This is a genomic window from Variovorax sp. LjRoot84 (assembly GCF_964254305.1).
In the GTDB taxonomy this organism is placed as follows: Bacteria; Pseudomonadota; Gammaproteobacteria; order Burkholderiales; family Burkholderiaceae_C; genus Variovorax.
In genome coordinates, this window is the sequence record NZ_CAXUTE020000001.1 from 1,066,698 (window position 1) to 1,081,468 (window position 14,771).

The following is a 14,771-nucleotide window of genomic DNA, read 5'->3' on the forward strand; positions in this document are numbered from 1 at the left end:
TCGACATTTCAAACAGGACAAACAGGAGATTAGCTATGAGCCGTATCGGCGACTGGATGCAGGAGTCTGCGCACGACGTTCGTGTGGCAGCCGAATCGGATGTGGTGGTGGTGGGCGGCGGGCCGGCCGGCCAGGCCGCGGCCCTTGCCGTTGCGCGCAACGGTGCGAGCGTGACGCTGCTGGAGCGCTACAACCACCTCGGCGGCCTGGCCTCGGGCGGCATGGTGCTGGTGCTCGACGACATGTGGGACAACCAGCAGAAGGAAATTTCGGTGCGCGGCATCTGCCTCGAGATGATCGATCGCATGGCCGCGCTCGGCCTGGCCGAATATCCGAAGCAGCAGGACTGGGGCAGCCTGCCCGACTCGGTGCGGCGCTGGAAGCGCTGGGGCACCTACGACTTCCACAGCAAGGAGAAGCCGCACCCGATCTGCTTCGCGGCGGCCTTCGACCCCGACGCGTGGAAACGCACCTCGCTCGAGATGGTGCAGCGGGCCGGCATCGAACTGCGCCTGCACTCGTGGTTCTCCCGTACCCTGGTGGAGGACGGCAAGGTCAAGGGCGTGGTCTGCGAGACCAAGGGCGGGCGCGAAGCGATCCTGGGCAAGGTGGTGATCGACGCCACCGGCGACCTCGATGTCGCGGCATCGGCCGGCGCGCCCCACATCAGCGGCGCCTACATCGTGACCACGGTGTTCCGGCTCGGCGGCGTCGATACCGACGAGGCCGAGCGCTTCGAGAGCGAGGAGCCGCAGGCCTTCCAGGCGCTGGACCGCGAGGTCAAGCACATGCTGGGCGGCGCCTGGGAGAACTGGTGGCTCAAGACGCCGCTGCCGGGCATCGTCTGGTGCAACTGCCCGCACATGCCCGGACTCGACGGCCTGAAGGTGGCCGACCTGACGCGCGCCGAGGTCCAAGGCCGCAACACCATCCACAAGGTGATCGACTTCGTTCGCGCCCGGCTGCCCGGCTTCAAGAACTGCTACCTGGTCGACATGGCGCCGCAAACCGGCATCCGCCAGACCCGGCTGCTCGAAGGCGAGTATGTGATGACCAAGGAAGACCTGGCCCAGCGCACCCGCTTCGAAGACAGCGTGGCCCGCGGCCGCGACTACTACTACCCCTTGCGCACCCTGCTGCCGCGCAGCGTGGAGAACCTGCTGGTGGCCGGCCGCCACTACTCCGCGACCTCGGCGGCGCAGAAGATCTCGCGCGAGATCCCGCCCTGCATGGCGATGGGCGAGGCCACCGGCGTGGCCGCGGCACTGGCGCTCGACGCCGGCGTGTCCGTGCGCCACGTGGACGTCGCCAAGCTGCAGCGCACGCTGCGCGCCCAGGGCGCCGACCCCGGCGACCAGAAGGGCCCGAACACCGATGTGCCGGCGATCGCCCGCTCGTTTGCGGAGGCCGCGTGATGACGACCGCTAACCTGCCGCTGGCCGGCATCCGCGTGATCGACTTCACGCAGGTGATGATGGGCCCGGTCTGTACCCAGATGCTGGCCGACCACGGGGCCGACGTGATCAAGATCGAGCGCAAGGGCGCGGGCGACCTGAGCCGCTCGACCTTCGCGCCGGTCGCGGGGCACGACAACCCGATCTTCTGCAGCCTCAACCGCAACAAGCGCAGCGTCGAGATCGATCTGCGCGATGCGGCGCAGATGGACCTGGTCAAGGCATTGATCGCCGATGCCGACGTGGTCACCAACAACTTCCGCGCCGGCGTGATGGAGCGCCTCGGCCTCGGCTACGAGGACTGCAAGCGCCTCAACCCGCGCATCGTGTATGCGGTCGGCACCGGCTTCGGCGAATCCGGACCCTATGCGCACAAGGGAGGGCAGGACGTGCTCGCGCAAGCCTTGACCGGCGTGATGGCGCGCCGCGCCGATGCCTCGGTGCCGATCTCGATCTACCCGACCGCGTTGGCCGACTACACGGCCGGCATGCACATGGTGCAAGGCATCCTGTTCGCACTGCTGCAGCGCGAACGCACGGGCGAGGGCCAGAAGATTGCTGTCTCCCTCTACAACTCGATGTTGTCGATGCAGATGCAGGAGGCTGCGATGGTCATGATGGAGGACTCGGAGGTCAACTGGGCCGCGATGCCGCTGTCGGGCGTCTTCGATACGCAGACCGGTCCGCTGGTGCTGGTCGGCGCGTTCAAGGCGAATCCGTTGCGCGACATCTGCGCCGCGCTGGAGATCGACGATCTCTCGCAGGACGCGCGCTTCGCCAACCTGGCAGCGCAGTTCGCGCACAAGGCCGAGCTGCACGCGATCTTCCACGAACGCTTCGCGAGCAACACGCGCGAACACTGGCTGGGCCGCCTCGAGGCAGAGGACCTGCTCTCGGCGCCGGTGCGCAACATGCGCGAGGCGCTGGTCGACCCGCAGACCCTGCACAACAGAATGATCCTGGAGGGCGAGGATTCGTCGAAGCGCGAACTGAAGTTCATCGCCAGCCCGATCCAGATGTCCGGCGCGCAGACCGGCCTGCTGCGCGAGCCGCCGCGGCTTGGCCAGCACACCGAGGAAGTGCTCGCCGAAGCTCGCGCGCTGATCGAAGAGGCCGGCGCATGAGCGTCCTGTTCGAAGTCGCGCACCATGTCGCGACGGTCACCATCGACCGGCCCGAGGTGATGAACGCGGTGGACCTGCCCACCGAAGCCGAGCTGATCCGCATCTGGACCGAGATCGAGCGCCGCGACGACATCCGTGTCGTGGTGCTGACCGGCGCCGGCGAGCGCGCCTTCTGCGCCGGCGCGGACCTGAAGAACACTTCGAATCTCAAAGGCGTCGACTACTGGGCCGCGGCCCGGCCCGGCGGCTTCGGCGGCATCGCGCTGCGCGAGACGCTCGACGTGCCGGTGATCGCGCGCGTCAACGGTTTCGCCCTGGGCGGCGGCCTCGAGATGGTGCTGGGCTGCGACCTCGTGGTGGCGTGCGAGGAAGCCAGCTTCGGCCTGCCCGAGCCCCTGGTCGGGCGCCTTCCGCTGGACGGCGGCATGCTGCTGCTGCAGCGGCAGATCCCGTTTCGCCAGGCCATGGCCATGATGCTGACCGGGCAACGGATCCAGGCGCAGCGCGCGCTCGAGATCGGGCTCATCAACGAAGTCGTGCCGCGCGCCGGGCTCGACGCGGCGGTCGATCGCTGGGTGCAGCAGCTGCTCGCCTGTGCGCCGCTGTCGCTGCGGGCCGTCAAGCAGGTGGTGCGGCACACCGGCACGATGTCGCCGGCCCAGGCCCACGGCATGCGCTTGCCGGCGCTGGTGAAGGCGCTGCAGTCCGAAGATTCGAACGAAGGCGTGCTGGCCTTCCAGCAGAAGCGCAAGCCCCAATGGCAGGGCCGCTAGGCGAGTCGTCCCATGGCCCACGTCATCACCACCGCCTGCATCGACGTCAAGGACGGCGCCTGCGTGAAGTGCTGCCCCGTCGATTGCATCTACGAAGGCGAGCGCACTCTGTACATTCACCCGGATGAATGCATCGACTGCGGCGTTTGCGTGTCCGCCTGCCCGACGGAGGCGATCTACGAAGAGTTTCGGCTGCCGCCCGAACTGGGGCATTTCATTGCGATCAACCGCGAGTTCTTCGATGCCGAGGTCAGCGGCCTCGGCTCGCCCGGCGGCGCCGAGGCGCGGCGCGTGGCTTGCGACCATCCGCGCATCGCACAGGAAGCGCCGCGCGCCTGAGCAGCCAGGATGCAGGAGAGCAGGCTGATGCATGCCATCGTCCTGAAGTACTTCATCGAGGTGGCGAGCTGCGGCTCGGTGCGCAAGGCCTCGGAGCGGCTGTACGTGGCGGCCAGCGCCGTCAACCGGCAGATCCACAAGCTCGAAGACGAGCTCGGCGTCGAGCTGTTCGACCGCCTGCCCAACGGGCTGCGCCTGAATCCGGCGGGCGAACGGCTGCTCAAGCATGCGCAGGAAACGCTGCACCAGTTCCAGGTGATGCGCACCGAGCTCGATGCGCTCAAGGGCGAGCGCACCGGCCATGTGAAGCTCGCCGCGATGGATTCGTTCTTCGAGGAGCTGCTGCCGGCTGCGGTCGAGGAGTTCCTGCAGATCTTCCCCGCGGTCACCTACACCATCACCGCGACGCAGCCGATGGAGGTGCCTCAGCTGGTGATGTCGGGCCAGGTCGACGTGGGTCTCACTTTCGTGAATCGCCTGCCCGGCGGCGTCGCGGCGGTGGCCCTGGCGAATCTTCCGATCGGGCTCGTGATGCCGCCGGGGCATCCGCTGGCGAAGCACGACAGCGTGTCGCTGAAGGATTGCGCGAACTTTCCGTTCTTGCGCTCGAGCTCGCACCCCGTGGTCAGCGCTTCGCTCTCGCCCGAGTTCACCGCCTTCTGGGACGACATGGAGCCGGCCGCAACCTGCAATTCGACGCCCCTGCTCAAGCGGCTGATCATGGGCGGCAAAGGCATATCCTGCTTCTCGAAGATTGCCTTCATCGAGGAGCTCAAGCGCGGGGATCTGCTCTGGCGGCCTTTCGCGCTGCCGGCGCTCAACCAGATGCAGGTGGGCATCGTGGTGCCGTCGCAGCGCATCCTGCCCCACGTCACGCAGAACTTCGTCGGCCGCATGGCGCGGCGCCTGGCGCAGCTGGAGAGCATCGCCGCCGCGCTCTAGGGCTGCTTCAGTGCGTGACGCGGCCCCGCATGGCTGCCGGATGCCCCGCCAGCCCGAAGGATTTGCCCGTAGGCACCAGCGTGTCGCCGTCGACGCGCAGGATCGTGATGTCCTGGTCGATGAAGTTGCCGACATAGAGGTACTTGCCGTCGGCGCTGAACACCGCGCCTTCGGGCAGGCCGCGCACCTCGACCTCGTTGGTGCGCGTGACCTTCCGGCCGTCGATCCGCAAGCCCACCACCGAGCCGTTGCGGTTGTAGAAGTAGGCGTTCTTCGCCGAGTTGCTGCCGCGCAGCAGCACCGCTACGGCGAACTTGCCGGTCGGGCTCACGGCCAGGCCTTCGGGGCCGTCGCCGACCACCACCTTGTCGATCACGCGCGGCGGTTTGGCTTCGAGGTCGATCACGCTCACCGTGTCGATCTGGCCGTCGGAAGCGCCGGAATTGCCGTTGTCGGCCGTGAGCGCGAGCTTGCCGTCGGGCGTCACGTCCAGGTTGTAGGGCCAGAGGCCGGCCGCGAAATCGAGCTTGTTGTACGTGACCTTCTCGCCCTCGACCTCGAGCATCGCGACCTTGTGGTTAGGGAACTTGCTGGCGAGCGCGCGCCGGCCGTCGGGCGTGAAGCGCACGTGCGAGACCGACTCGCCCATGGCCACGGTGTCGATCAGCGTCACCTTCTGGCCTGCGATGCGCAGCACGCTGACCGAGTTGTCGGCGCGGTTGGCCACCAGCGCCAGCGTGCCCGCGCGGTTGATCGACAGGCCCGAGGGCTGCCTGCCGATGGCGAGCGTGTCGATCAGCTTCGGCGGCGTGGCGGCGAGGTCGATCACGAACAGCCGGTTGTCCGGCACCTGGCGGCGCACGCCGTTCTCCTCGACCACGTTGAGCGAGTTGGCGACCAGCGCGAGCTTCTCGTCGGCCGTGATCGCGAGGTTGGTCGGCGGGCCGGCGATGGTGTTGTCCAGCGGCAGCGTGACCACGTTGCGCGGCGCGAGCGGGTCGGTGCCGATGTCGATCACCTGCACGCTGTCGCGGCCATGGGCGGCAAGCACCACGGCGCCGGCGTCGCTCCACGACTGCTTCTCGTCGTTGGCGACCAGGAGGAGCTGGCGTTGTCCTGCCGTGGGTGTCATGCCGGCGCAGCCTGAGAGGGCGGCCAGGGTGAGCGTGCCGAGAGCGAGGAAGCGAAGGCGCATGGTGTTGTCTCCGTTGTTGTTTTCGACGGGGCCCGTCGGGCGGCCATCGTAGCCGGCGAAGCGCCGCGCAGGCTCAGGGAATACCAGCCGCCGCCGCGCCTTCAGGCCGCGACCGTCTCGTCGAGGAAACGCCGGATGGCTTCGGCGATCTCGTACCCATGGGTTTCGAGCGCGAAGTGGCCGGTGTCCAGGAGCTGCACCCGCGCGTTCGGGTTGTCGCGCGGAAAGGCCTCGGCGCGCCGGCAGGAAGAAGGGATCGTTTCGCCCCCACACCGGCGAGCAGGGGCGGCCGATGCGCGCGGAAGTACTGGTGGAACTCGTGGATCGAAACCTATGCGGCGCTCGCCGGCGAGATGAAGGCGGGAGCTGCCGCGTGAACGATTTGGTGGCGGCCTACCATGCGGCGCGTCGCTGGCGCGCGAGATGCATGCGCGTGCTGTTGCGGCGCCTGTTGCGGCGCGGCGTTGCGCGTTTGGTTCTTGCCGCGGCTAGCGTTCGCTGTCTATCGCACGCCGCATGACGGGTGCGTCCGTTTACGTCGTCGCCGCGAGCGCGGCGGCGGTGTCGTAGAACTCCATGAAATCCACGATCTTGCCGTCGCGCATCCGGATCACGTCCGCCTTGGGCGTCTTCACCGTCTTGCCGGTTCCGCGGTGTTTCCACTCGCAGCTGCCCAGCATCACGACGCGGTCGCCCTGGGCAACGAATTCATCGGCCGTGTAGTCGAGCATCTCCCAGCTCCTGCTCAATTCCAGGAAATAGCGCTGCACTTCAGATTTCGAACAGCAGCCCTGGGTGTAGCTCGCGCCTGCGGCGGCGGCGCCGAGCGAGCACCAGTGGACATCCTCGGCCATCAGGTCCATCCAGTGCTGGGCGCTGTCGCCCCTTGAGTCGTTCCAGCGAAGGTATCCGTCGCGGAGGACGGCCACGTTTTTCTCTTCCAAAACGGTCATGAAAGCCTCCTGGTCCACAGCGGACGCTCATCTTGCACAAGTTCGATGACGACGGCAATCTGCCATTGGACAAGCTTGCCTGCGCCGGCCAGATCATGCTGCTGGTGCGGTGTGTTCTGCCTCTCGGCCTTCGTCATCCGGGTGGCGCGCAAGCCGACGCGCAAAGTGGATCTTCCCCAAGCCGGCCATTGGGGCCTTTCCGTGGCTTATTGCACGCTTCGGCCGATCGCTTGCGCGAATCGGCTGAAGCGTGAAATCCATCGCTTCCGCCTATGCCTTCGCGCGCATCCAATGGGCTCCCTGGTCTTCAACAAAAGGGCCGCCATGTTCTCCAAGCTGTTGAGCTCATCCCGACGCGTCTGGCACCGGACTTCGCCCGTGCGCCGACGACAGGCGGTCGTGGCGCAGGCGCACGGCCAGACCATGCTGCTCGACTGCCAGTGGCAAGAAGGCTGGTGGTCGGGCGTGGTCAAGATTCGCGAAGCTTCGGAAGAACGCGTCGTGCATGTCTGCATCGATCTGCGGGCCACCGCCGACGATGCGCTGAACGACGCCGAGCACGACGCGCAGCGCCTGGCGCTGATGTTCGCGCAGTAGGAGGAGACCGCCATGCACCCCGACGCCATCGAACTGATCGTGGACGAGCCCGTCTCCGGCCACTTCTACTGGATCCTGCAGAAGCACGCCGAACTCGACGGCAAGCCGATCGCCATCGAATCCGCGCAAGGCCCGATGCCGAGCTACAGCGCCGCCATGATGGCCGGCATCGAAGCGCTGCAGCGGCGGGCCGACAGCCGCGGCGAGGGCGCTGCCTGCCCCGTCGTCACCGTGTACGTCGATCCGTTCAGCGCAGCATCGCCGACATCGCCGAGCAGCAGTTGAGCATGCGCACAGCGGCCTCGACCGAGGGCGCGGAAAAGCGCAGCTCGGTCGCGGCGACGCGCTCGAACTCGGGCCACTGGCAGAACAGGTCGGCCAGCGCGGGCGCTTGGGTGTGCAGCGTGACCGAGAGCGGTTTCTGCATGACGAATGTCCGTGCGCCGTCACGGGCCGCAAGAGCCGCTTCCACGCCGATGCGGATCGCCGCACACGCCTGTACCGGCGACAGTGACATCCCGCTGGTCTGGCCCGTCGCACGTTTGGTCTGCACGAAGGTGGCGTGCGGGAACAGCGGCCGGTTCTCCGCGATGAAGACGTCGTCGCCGCTGGCCATCAGCACCGGCGCGCCGTATTCGCCCGCCAGCGCACCGTAGAGCGCGGCCTCGCCCACGGCCTGGCCGTTGATCTCGACGCCGGCGAAGGCGAAGCTGTTGATGGTGTGCGCAAGGATGCCCAGGCCCTGGGCGCGCGAGTGGTAGCCGACCATGCACACGCCGTCCATGCCGAGTTCGACGCCGCTCACCATGCTCAGGTAGCGCGGCTTGCCCTGGATCACCTGGGCGCGCGCGTCGAGCAGCTCGGGCAGCATGTTGCGGAAGTCGCCATGCGAGTCGTTGACCCAGACCTCGCTCGCACCGCCGTCGAAGGCGCCGGCGATGGCCGCGTTCGCCTCCTCGGTCATGAGCCGGCGGGCGCGCTCGTATTCGGGATTGCCGGCACGCACCTGCTGGGAATGGAAGACGCCGGCCACGCCTTCGATGTCGACGGAGATCAGGATTTTCATTTTGGAGCAAGTTCGCGCAGCAGCGCGCTGAGCGCCGGCCGCACATGGCCGTCGCGTCCGGTGACGGGATCCGCATGCCACAGCGCATTCAGGATGGCCTGCTCCGTGCTGTCGGCCGCGGCCTGGAACAGGTCGTCGAGCAGGCCGTCGTGCAGGAGCGCGACGGCCGGCATCGGCGCTGCGCGCCGCTGCGGCAGCGTGTAGGCGGTCGAGAAGGCGAGCGCGATGTCGCCGCTGCCGTGGCCGAAGACCGAGCCGGTGCGCGCGAGGCCGGCGCCGGCGCGCAGCGCCAGCCGGCGCAGCTGGCGTGCGTCGAGCGGTGCGTCGGTGGCGATCAGCATGATGATCGAGCCCTTCTCCGTATCGGCCTGCTGCGCCGTTGCGAGCCGTCTGCCGACCGGCTGGCCGGCGATGAGGAGGTTGGGCAGCAGGCCGAAGTTGGCGAGCACCAGCGCGCCCACCGTGTGCGTTCCGGCGCGCCGCGATGCGCTGCCGATGCCGCCCTTGAGCGAGAAAGAGGACATGCCGCGCCCGGCGCCGACCGAGCCCTGCGCCACGTCCTCGCCGGCCGAGGCGCAGGCCTGCAGGTAATGGCCCTCGTTGACTGCCATGCGCTGGATGTCGTTGAGGAAGCCGTCGTTGCACTCGAACACCAGCGGGTTCACCGTCGGCAGGCTGCGCCCGCATTCGGGATTTGCGGCGACGCACTGGCGGATCTGCGCCGCCGCCACGGCCGGCACCGAGAAAGTGTTGGTCAGCGCGATCGGCGTCTCCAGCACGCCGAGCTCCTCGACCTGCAGCAGGCCGACGCTCTTGCCGAAGCCGTTGAGCACCGCGAAACCCGCGGGTACGCGCTGCAGGTAGGGATCGCCGGCATGGGGTCGAACCACGGTCACGCCGGTCTGCACCTCGCCCTCGGCCAGCGTGGCATGGCCGACCGTGACGCCGGCGACGTCCGTGATGGCGTCGCGCGGGCCCGAAGGCAGCGTGCCGATGCGCGGGACCGCGGGGCTCATCTTCTAGAGCCGGTCGATTTTCGGATCGAGGGCATCGCGCAGACCATCGCCCAGCAGGTTGAAAGCCAGCACCGTGAAGAAGATCGCCAGCGACGGGAACAGCGCGACGTGCGGCGCGTTGACCATGTCGGCGCGCGCCTCGTTGAGCATCGCGCCCCACTCGGGCATCGGCGGCTGCGCGCCCATGCCGAGGAAGCTGAGGCTCGCGGCCGTGATGATCGAGGTGCCCAGGCGCATCGTGAAGTAGACGACGATAGACGAGATCGTGCCCGGAAGGATGTGGCGCAGCAGGATGGTGCGGTCGTTGGCGCCGATGCTGCGCGTGGCCTCGATGTAGGTCAGGTTCTTCAGCACCAGCGTGTTGCCGCGCACCAGCCGCGCGAAGGCCGGCACGCTGAACACCGACACCGCGACCACCACGTTGGTCATGCTGCTGCCCAGGATGGCGACCACGCCCAGCGCCAGCAGGATGCCGGGAAAGGCGAAGAGCACGTCGGAGATGCGCATCACGATGCGGTCCCACCAGCCGCCGTAGTAGCCGGCCAGCAGGCCCAGCACGGTCCCCACGATGGCGCCCAGCACCACCGAGAGGAAGCCGGCGGCCAGCGAGATGCGCGCACCCATCAGGATGCGGCTGAAGATGTCGCGCCCGAGCGGGTCGACGCCGAACCAGTGCGCCGCCGAAGGGCCCGCATTGATCTTGTCGTAGTCGAAGAAGTTCTCGGCGTCGTAGGGCACGATCCACGGCGCGAGGATCGCGACCGCCACCAGCAGCAGCACGAAGACCAGCGCGGCCAGCGCCACGTGCTGCATGCGGAACTTGCGCCAGAACTCGGTCCACGGCGTGCGCACCTTGCCTTCGGTGGCGAGCATCGGGACCGGCGCGTCACTTGTAGCGGATGGTGGGGTTGATATAGCCATAGAGCACGTCGACCACGAGATTGATCAGGATGAATTCGAGCGAGAAGAGCAGCACCAGCGTCTGGATGATGGGGTAGTCGCGCATGTCGACCGCGTCGACCAGCAGGCGCCCGAGGCCGGGCCAGTTGAACACCGCCTCGACCACGATCGAGCCGCCGAGCAGGAAGCCGAACTGCAGCCCCATCATCGTGACCACCGGGATCAGCGCGTTGCGCAGGCAGTGCTTCAGGATGACCCACTTCTCCGACACGCCCTTGGCGCGCGCGGTGCGAACGAAGTCTTCCTGGATCACCTCGATGAAGGAGGCCCGCGTGAAGCGCGCCATCACCGCGGCCACGGCGGCGCCCAGCGTCAGCGAGGGCAGGATGTAGTGCCGCCACGAATCGGCGCCCACCGTGGGCAGCCAGCCGAGCTGGACCGAGAAGATCTGCATCAGGAGCATGCCGAGCGCGAAGGCCGGGAACGAGATGCCTGAGACCGCCAGCGTCATGCCGAGCCGGTCGGGCCACTGGTTGCGGAACACCGCCGACGTGATGCCGATGGCCATGCCGAAGACCACGGCCCAGGCCATGCTGCTGATCGTGAGCAGCAGCGTCGGCATGAAGCGCTCGGCGATCTCGGTCGACACCGGCCGCTTGGAACGCAGCGAATGGCCGAAGTCGCCCTGCAGCATGTTGCCGAAGAAGTTCAGGAACTGCTGCGGCAGCGGCTTGTCGAGGCCGAGGTCCGCGCGCACCAGCGCCACGGTCTCGGGGCTGGCGTCCGGCCCGGCCGCCAGCCGCGCCGGATCGCCGGGCAGCATGTGCACGAACAGGAACACCAGCACCGCGACGATCAGCAGCGTCGGCAGCAGACCCAGCAGGCGCTTGAGGACGTACTGGGTCATGGGCGATTCCGCGCCGCGATCACTTCAGCTCGACTTCGTCGAAGTTGAAGCTGCCGTCCGGGATCACGTAGAAGCCGGCCAGGTTGCGCGCGCGCACCGACAGCAGCTGCTCGGTCACCAGGAAGGCCCAGGGCGCGTCCTTCCAGATGCGCTGCTGCGCGTCGGCGTAGATCTTGGCCTTGGCGGCAGGGTCGGTGGTCACCAGCGCCTTCTTGATATCGGCATCGACCTCGGGGTTCTTGTAGTAGGCGGTGTTGAAGAGCTTGGGCGGGAAGGACTCGGAGGCCAGCAGCGGACGCATCGCCCAGTCGGCCTCGCCGGTCGACGAGGACCAGCCCACGTAGTACATGCGCACCGGCGCGGTGGCCGGGTCCTGCGCGCTCTCGACGCGTTCGACGCGCTGGCCGGCCTCGAGCGCCAGCACCTGCACCTTGATGCCGACCTGCGCCAGCTGCTGCTGTACGAACTGGATGACCTTCTGTGCCGTCGTGTAGTTGTAGGCCGACCAGAGCGTGCTCTCGAAGCCGTTCGGGTAGCCGGCTTCCTTCAGCAGCTCGCGCGCCTTGGCCGGGTTGTAGGGCCAGGGGCCGAGCTTGGCCGCGCCCTCGATGCCCTTGGGCAGCACGCCTTCGGCCGGAATCGCATAGCCCGAGAACGCCACCTTGACCAGCGCTTCCTTGTTGATCGCGTAGTTGACGGCCTCGCGCACCTTCGGGTTGTCGAAGGGTTTCTGCTGCGTGTTCATCGAGATGTAGCGATGGATGATCGAGGGCGAGCTGCTCACCTCGAGGCTGGGCTTTTCCTTCAGCGTCGCGGCCGCTTCGGGCGGCATCGGGAAAGCGAAGTGCGCTTCGTTGGTCTGCATCATCGCGGCGCGCGTGTTGTTGTCGACCACCGGGCGGAAGGTGATGCTGTCGACCTTCGGGTAGCCCTTCTTCCAGTAGCCGTCGAACTTGGCGACCTTCAGGTAGTCGGTGGCCTTCCATTCGACGAACTTGAAGGGGCCGGTGCCGACCGGGTTCTGCGCGATGCCCTTGTTGCCGTACTTGGCCAGCGCGGCCGGCGAGATGATCACGCCCGAGGGGTGCGCGAGCGTGTTGATGAAGGGCGAGAAGGGCTCGCTGAGCGTGAAGCGCACCGTGGTCGCGTCGACCGCCTCGGTCTTGGCGATGTTCTTGTAGAGGTTGTAGCGCTTGAGCTTGTTGTCCGGGTTGGTCACGCGGTCGAAGGTGGCCTTCACGGCCTCGGCATTGAAGGGCGTGCCGTCGTGGAACTGCACGCCCGTGCGCAGCTTGACGGTGTAGACCAGGCCGTCCTTGCTGACGGTGTGGCCCATGGCCAGCACCGGCCCCATCTTCATGTCCTTGTCGAAGCCGTAGAGGCCCTGGTAGAAGGACTTCGCGACGGCTTGCGACAGCGTGTCGTTGGCGTCGTAGGGGTCGGTGGTCGTGAAGCCGGACTGCACCGCGACGACGATGTCCTTGGCGGCGTGCGCCGACAGCGCGAAGCCGGCCAGGCCGGCGATGGTCAGCGCGGCGGCGATGCGGGAGAGGCGTTGCTTGTTCATGGTGGAACTCCTTCTTTGAAGTCGGTGACGTTGAAAATCAGTTGATCGGGTGCTGCGCGACGAAATGGCCGAGGCCTACCTCGACGAGCGGCTTGACGCCGGGCTCGTAGCCCACGGGGTGCATGGGGCTGGGAATCTCGCCCTGCAGCAGCGGCCGGTCGCGGTTGCGGCGCGCCGGATCAGCGACCGGCACGGCCGCCATCAGCTTGCGCGTGTAGGCGTGCTGCGGATTCTCGAAGATCGCGCGCCTGGGGCCGATCTCGACGATCTGGCCCAGGTACATCACGGCCACGCGGTGGCTGATGCGCTCGACCACGGCCATGTCGTGCGAGATGAACAGGAAGGCGATGCCCAGCTCGCGCTGCAGGTCCAGCATCAGGTTGACGATCTGCGCCTGGATCGACACGTCCAGCGCCGACACCGACTCGTCGGCCACCACCACCTTGGGGTTGAGCGCGAGCGCGCGCGCAATGGCGATGCGCTGGCGCTGGCCGCCGGAGAACTCGTGTGGGTAGCGCTGCGCGTAGTCGGCCGGCAGGCCGACCTTCTCGAGCAGCCAGCGCACGCGCTGCTGCGCCTTGGCGCCGCTCGCGATCTTGTGCACCAGGAGCGGCTCCATGATCGAGAAGCCCACCGTCAGGCGTGGGTCGAGCGAGGCGAAGGGGTCCTGGAAGATGAACTGGATGTTGCGCCTGAGCGCCTGCAGCTCGCCGGTGGGCAGCATGAGGACGTTGCGGCCGTCGAACTCGATCGCTCCGCCCTGGCTCTCGACCAGGCGCAGCAGCGAACGGCCGGTGGTGGACTTGCCGCAGCCCGATTCGCCGACCAGCGCCAGGGTCTCGCCGGCACGCAGATCGAAGCTGATCTGTTCCACGGCATGCACCACGCGCGTCACGCGGCTGAAGAGGCCGCTTTTCAACTCGAAGCGGGTCACCAGGTCTTTCACGCGCAGGATCGGTGGCTGGTCGCTCTGCACGGTGTCCTGCGGGCTCGCATCGCTCACGCTCACGCGGGCGCCAACGGCGTCGACCTGCAGCAGCTCGAAGCGCCGGGGCAGGTCGGTGCCGCGCATCGCGCCCAGGTGCGGCACGGCCGAGAGCAGCGCACGCGTGTAGGCATGCTGCGGCGCCGCGAACAACTGCTCGGAGGGCCCGGCCTCGACCTTGTCGCCCTGGTACATCACCAGCACGCGATCGGCCACCTCGGCGACCACGCCCATGTCGTGCGTGATGAACACCACGCCCATCTGCATCTCGGTCTGCAGCTCGCGGATGAGCTGGAGGATCTGCGCCTGGATCGTCACGTCGAGCGCGGTGGTCGGCTCGTCGGCGATCAGGAGCGAGGGCCGGCACGACAGCGCCATCGCGATCATCACGCGCTGTCGCATGCCGCCCGAGAGCTGGTGCGGGTAGCGCGCGAGCACGCTGCGTGCTTCGGGAATGCGCACCAGCTCCAGCATGCGCAGCGCCTCGGCGGCTGCTGCGGCGCGGTCCTTGCCCTGGTGGATGGCGATGGCCTCGGCGATCTGGTCGCCGGCGGTGAACACCGGGTTCAGCGAGGTCATCGGCTCCTGGAAGATCATCGCGATGTCGGCGCCGCGGATGCCGCGCATCGTCGCGTCGGAGGCCCGCGCCAGGTCGAGCACCCGGCCGTCGCGGCGCCGGAAGGCCATGCGGCCTTGTGCAATGCGGCCGCCGCCGTATTCCACCAGACGCATCAGCGACAGCGAGGTGACGGACTTGCCCGAGCCCGACTCGCCGACGATGGCCAGCGTCTCGCCGCGGTCGACGTGGAAGGACAGCTCGCGCACCGCGTCCACGGTGCGCTCGGAACTCGCGAAGCGCACGGTGAGCGCGTCGACGGCGAGCACGCGCTGGCCGGGCAGCTCCAGTGCGGCGGATGTTGCGGTCGGCGCGGAGAGGACGGCGGACATGGTGG

Annotated in this window: 16 protein-coding genes and 1 pseudogene; 8 read left to right on the forward strand and 9 right to left on the reverse strand. The window is 67.8% G+C overall.

The window, feature by feature from the left end; genetic code table 11:
- The first annotated feature begins 35 nt into the window (after nt 1-35).
- The 5 genes from ACSQ9I_RS05330 to ACSQ9I_RS05350 are packed head-to-tail and all read left to right on the forward strand — an operon-like array spanning nt 36 to nt 4,632.
- Complete coding sequence (locus ACSQ9I_RS05330) at nt 36-1,415, forward strand: FAD-dependent oxidoreductase (RefSeq protein WP_436312480.1); 1,380 nt, start codon at nt 36-38, stop codon at nt 1,413-1,415.
- Nucleotides 1,415-2,578: a CaiB/BaiF CoA transferase family protein gene (locus ACSQ9I_RS05335; RefSeq protein ID WP_436312481.1), complete on the forward strand. Its 1,164-nt coding sequence runs from the start codon at nt 1,415-1,417 to the stop codon at nt 2,576-2,578. Before ACSQ9I_RS05330 ends, ACSQ9I_RS05335 begins: the two co-directional genes overlap by 1 nt.
- Nucleotides 2,575-3,351 (forward strand): enoyl-CoA hydratase-related protein, encoded by a 777-nt coding sequence (locus ACSQ9I_RS05340; protein WP_093111606.1) that lies wholly within the window; start codon nt 2,575-2,577, stop codon nt 3,349-3,351. The genes ACSQ9I_RS05335 and ACSQ9I_RS05340 overlap by 4 nt, the downstream gene beginning before the upstream one ends.
- A 12-nt stretch (nt 3,352-3,363) precedes the next feature.
- Nucleotides 3,364-3,690, forward strand: a complete 327-nt coding sequence (gene fdxA, locus ACSQ9I_RS05345) for a ferredoxin (protein WP_093111604.1) — start codon at nt 3,364-3,366, stop codon at nt 3,688-3,690.
- Between the two features lie 27 nt (nt 3,691-3,717).
- Nucleotides 3,718-4,632: a LysR family transcriptional regulator gene (locus ACSQ9I_RS05350; RefSeq protein ID WP_093111602.1), complete on the forward strand. Its 915-nt coding sequence runs from the start codon at nt 3,718-3,720 to the stop codon at nt 4,630-4,632.
- Between the two features lie 7 nt (nt 4,633-4,639).
- Here the strand turns inward: ACSQ9I_RS05350 and ACSQ9I_RS05355 are convergent, their stop codons facing one another.
- From ACSQ9I_RS05355 to ACSQ9I_RS05365, 3 genes and pseudogenes are all read right to left on the reverse strand, one after another.
- Nucleotides 4,640-5,827, reverse strand: a complete 1,188-nt coding sequence (locus ACSQ9I_RS05355) for a YncE family protein (RefSeq protein WP_436312482.1) — start codon at nt 5,825-5,827, stop codon at nt 4,640-4,642.
- 101 nt (nt 5,828-5,928) lie between these two features.
- Nucleotides 5,929-6,146: pseudogene (locus ACSQ9I_RS05360) on the reverse strand (alpha/beta fold hydrolase); the annotation flags it as partial.
- Nucleotides 6,147-6,360: 214 nt separating this feature from the next.
- A complete protein-coding gene (locus ACSQ9I_RS05365) occupies nt 6,361-6,780 on the reverse strand; it encodes a nuclear transport factor 2 family protein (protein WP_436312483.1) in 420 nt (139 codons plus the stop codon).
- 32 nt (nt 6,781-6,812) lie between these two features.
- Between ACSQ9I_RS05365 and ACSQ9I_RS05370 the strand changes: the two genes are divergently transcribed.
- The 3 genes from ACSQ9I_RS05370 (at nt 6,813) to ACSQ9I_RS05380 (ending at nt 7,662) form a co-directional block, all read left to right on the forward strand.
- On the forward strand, nt 6,813-7,034 hold the full coding sequence (locus ACSQ9I_RS05370) for a hypothetical protein (RefSeq protein WP_436302928.1): 222 nt from the start codon (nt 6,813-6,815) through the stop codon (nt 7,032-7,034).
- A gap of 124 nt (nt 7,035-7,158) precedes the next feature.
- Nucleotides 7,159-7,377: a hypothetical protein gene (locus ACSQ9I_RS05375; RefSeq protein WP_436312484.1), complete on the forward strand. Its 219-nt coding sequence runs from the start codon at nt 7,159-7,161 to the stop codon at nt 7,375-7,377.
- A gap of 12 nt (nt 7,378-7,389) precedes the next feature.
- Nucleotides 7,390-7,662, forward strand: coding sequence for a hypothetical protein (locus tag ACSQ9I_RS05380; RefSeq protein WP_436312485.1), 273 nt, complete (start codon nt 7,390-7,392; stop codon nt 7,660-7,662).
- Here ACSQ9I_RS05380 and ACSQ9I_RS05385 read toward each other — a convergent pair.
- Genes ACSQ9I_RS05385 through ACSQ9I_RS05410 form a run of 6 tightly spaced genes read right to left on the reverse strand, consistent with a single transcriptional unit; the run spans nt 7,625 to nt 14,766 of the window.
- Nucleotides 7,625-8,443 carry a M55 family metallopeptidase gene (locus ACSQ9I_RS05385; protein WP_436312486.1) on the reverse strand — a complete coding sequence of 273 codons (819 nt, stop codon included), beginning with the start codon at nt 8,441-8,443 and terminating at the stop codon, nt 7,625-7,627. The genes ACSQ9I_RS05380 and ACSQ9I_RS05385 overlap by 38 nt on opposite strands.
- Complete coding sequence (locus ACSQ9I_RS05390) at nt 8,440-9,459, reverse strand: P1 family peptidase (RefSeq protein WP_436312487.1); 1,020 nt, start codon at nt 9,457-9,459, stop codon at nt 8,440-8,442. Before ACSQ9I_RS05390 ends, ACSQ9I_RS05385 begins: the two co-directional genes overlap by 4 nt.
- A 3-nt stretch (nt 9,460-9,462) precedes the next feature.
- The gene (gene gsiD / locus ACSQ9I_RS05395; RefSeq protein WP_244504109.1) at nt 9,463-10,332 is read right to left on the reverse strand and encodes a glutathione ABC transporter permease GsiD; all 870 of its coding nucleotides are present in this window, start codon (nt 10,330-10,332) and stop codon (nt 9,463-9,465) included.
- 13 nt (nt 10,333-10,345) lie between these two features.
- Nucleotides 10,346-11,266: a glutathione ABC transporter permease GsiC gene (gene gsiC, locus ACSQ9I_RS05400; RefSeq protein WP_436312488.1), complete on the reverse strand. Its 921-nt coding sequence runs from the start codon at nt 11,264-11,266 to the stop codon at nt 10,346-10,348.
- 19 nt (nt 11,267-11,285) lie between these two features.
- On the reverse strand, nt 11,286-12,833 hold the full coding sequence (gene gsiB, locus ACSQ9I_RS05405) for a glutathione ABC transporter substrate-binding protein GsiB (RefSeq protein WP_436312489.1): 1,548 nt from the start codon (nt 12,831-12,833) through the stop codon (nt 11,286-11,288).
- Between the two features lie 37 nt (nt 12,834-12,870).
- On the reverse strand, nt 12,871-14,766 hold the full coding sequence (locus ACSQ9I_RS05410) for a dipeptide ABC transporter ATP-binding protein (RefSeq protein ID WP_436312490.1): 1,896 nt from the start codon (nt 14,764-14,766) through the stop codon (nt 12,871-12,873).
- Nucleotides 14,767-14,771: the final 5 nt, after the last annotated feature.

What these genes read in the sequence shown, in the direction of transcription:
- gsiB (WP_436312489.1), bottom strand. Translation starts at nt 12,833, where the DNA reads ATGAACAAGCAACGCCTCTCCCGCATCGCCGCCGCGCTGACCATCGCC.
- ACSQ9I_RS05350 (WP_093111602.1), top strand. Translation starts at nt 3,718, where the DNA reads ATGCATGCCATCGTCCTGAAGTACTTCATCGAGGTGGCGAGCTGCGGC.
- ACSQ9I_RS05380 (WP_436312485.1), top strand. Translation starts at nt 7,390, where the DNA reads ATGCACCCCGACGCCATCGAACTGATCGTGGACGAGCCCGTCTCCGGC.
- ACSQ9I_RS05385 (WP_436312486.1), bottom strand. Translation starts at nt 8,443, where the DNA reads ATGAAAATCCTGATCTCCGTCGACATCGAAGGCGTGGCCGGCGTCTTC.
- ACSQ9I_RS05335 (WP_436312481.1), top strand. Translation starts at nt 1,415, where the DNA reads ATGACGACCGCTAACCTGCCGCTGGCCGGCATCCGCGTGATCGACTTC.
- ACSQ9I_RS05340 (WP_093111606.1), top strand. Translation starts at nt 2,575, where the DNA reads ATGAGCGTCCTGTTCGAAGTCGCGCACCATGTCGCGACGGTCACCATC.
- gsiD (WP_244504109.1), bottom strand. Translation starts at nt 10,332, where the DNA reads ATGCTCGCCACCGAAGGCAAGGTGCGCACGCCGTGGACCGAGTTCTGG.
- fdxA (WP_093111604.1), top strand. Translation starts at nt 3,364, where the DNA reads ATGGCCCACGTCATCACCACCGCCTGCATCGACGTCAAGGACGGCGCC.
- ACSQ9I_RS05365 (WP_436312483.1), bottom strand. Translation starts at nt 6,780, where the DNA reads ATGACCGTTTTGGAAGAGAAAAACGTGGCCGTCCTCCGCGACGGATAC.
- ACSQ9I_RS05410 (WP_436312490.1), bottom strand. Translation starts at nt 14,766, where the DNA reads ATGTCCGCCGTCCTCTCCGCGCCGACCGCAACATCCGCCGCACTGGAG.
- ACSQ9I_RS05355 (WP_436312482.1), bottom strand. Translation starts at nt 5,827, where the DNA reads ATGCGCCTTCGCTTCCTCGCTCTCGGCACGCTCACCCTGGCCGCCCTC.
- ACSQ9I_RS05330 (WP_436312480.1), top strand. Translation starts at nt 36, where the DNA reads ATGAGCCGTATCGGCGACTGGATGCAGGAGTCTGCGCACGACGTTCGT.
- ACSQ9I_RS05390 (WP_436312487.1), bottom strand. Translation starts at nt 9,459, where the DNA reads ATGAGCCCCGCGGTCCCGCGCATCGGCACGCTGCCTTCGGGCCCGCGC.
- gsiC (WP_436312488.1), bottom strand. Translation starts at nt 11,266, where the DNA reads ATGACCCAGTACGTCCTCAAGCGCCTGCTGGGTCTGCTGCCGACGCTG.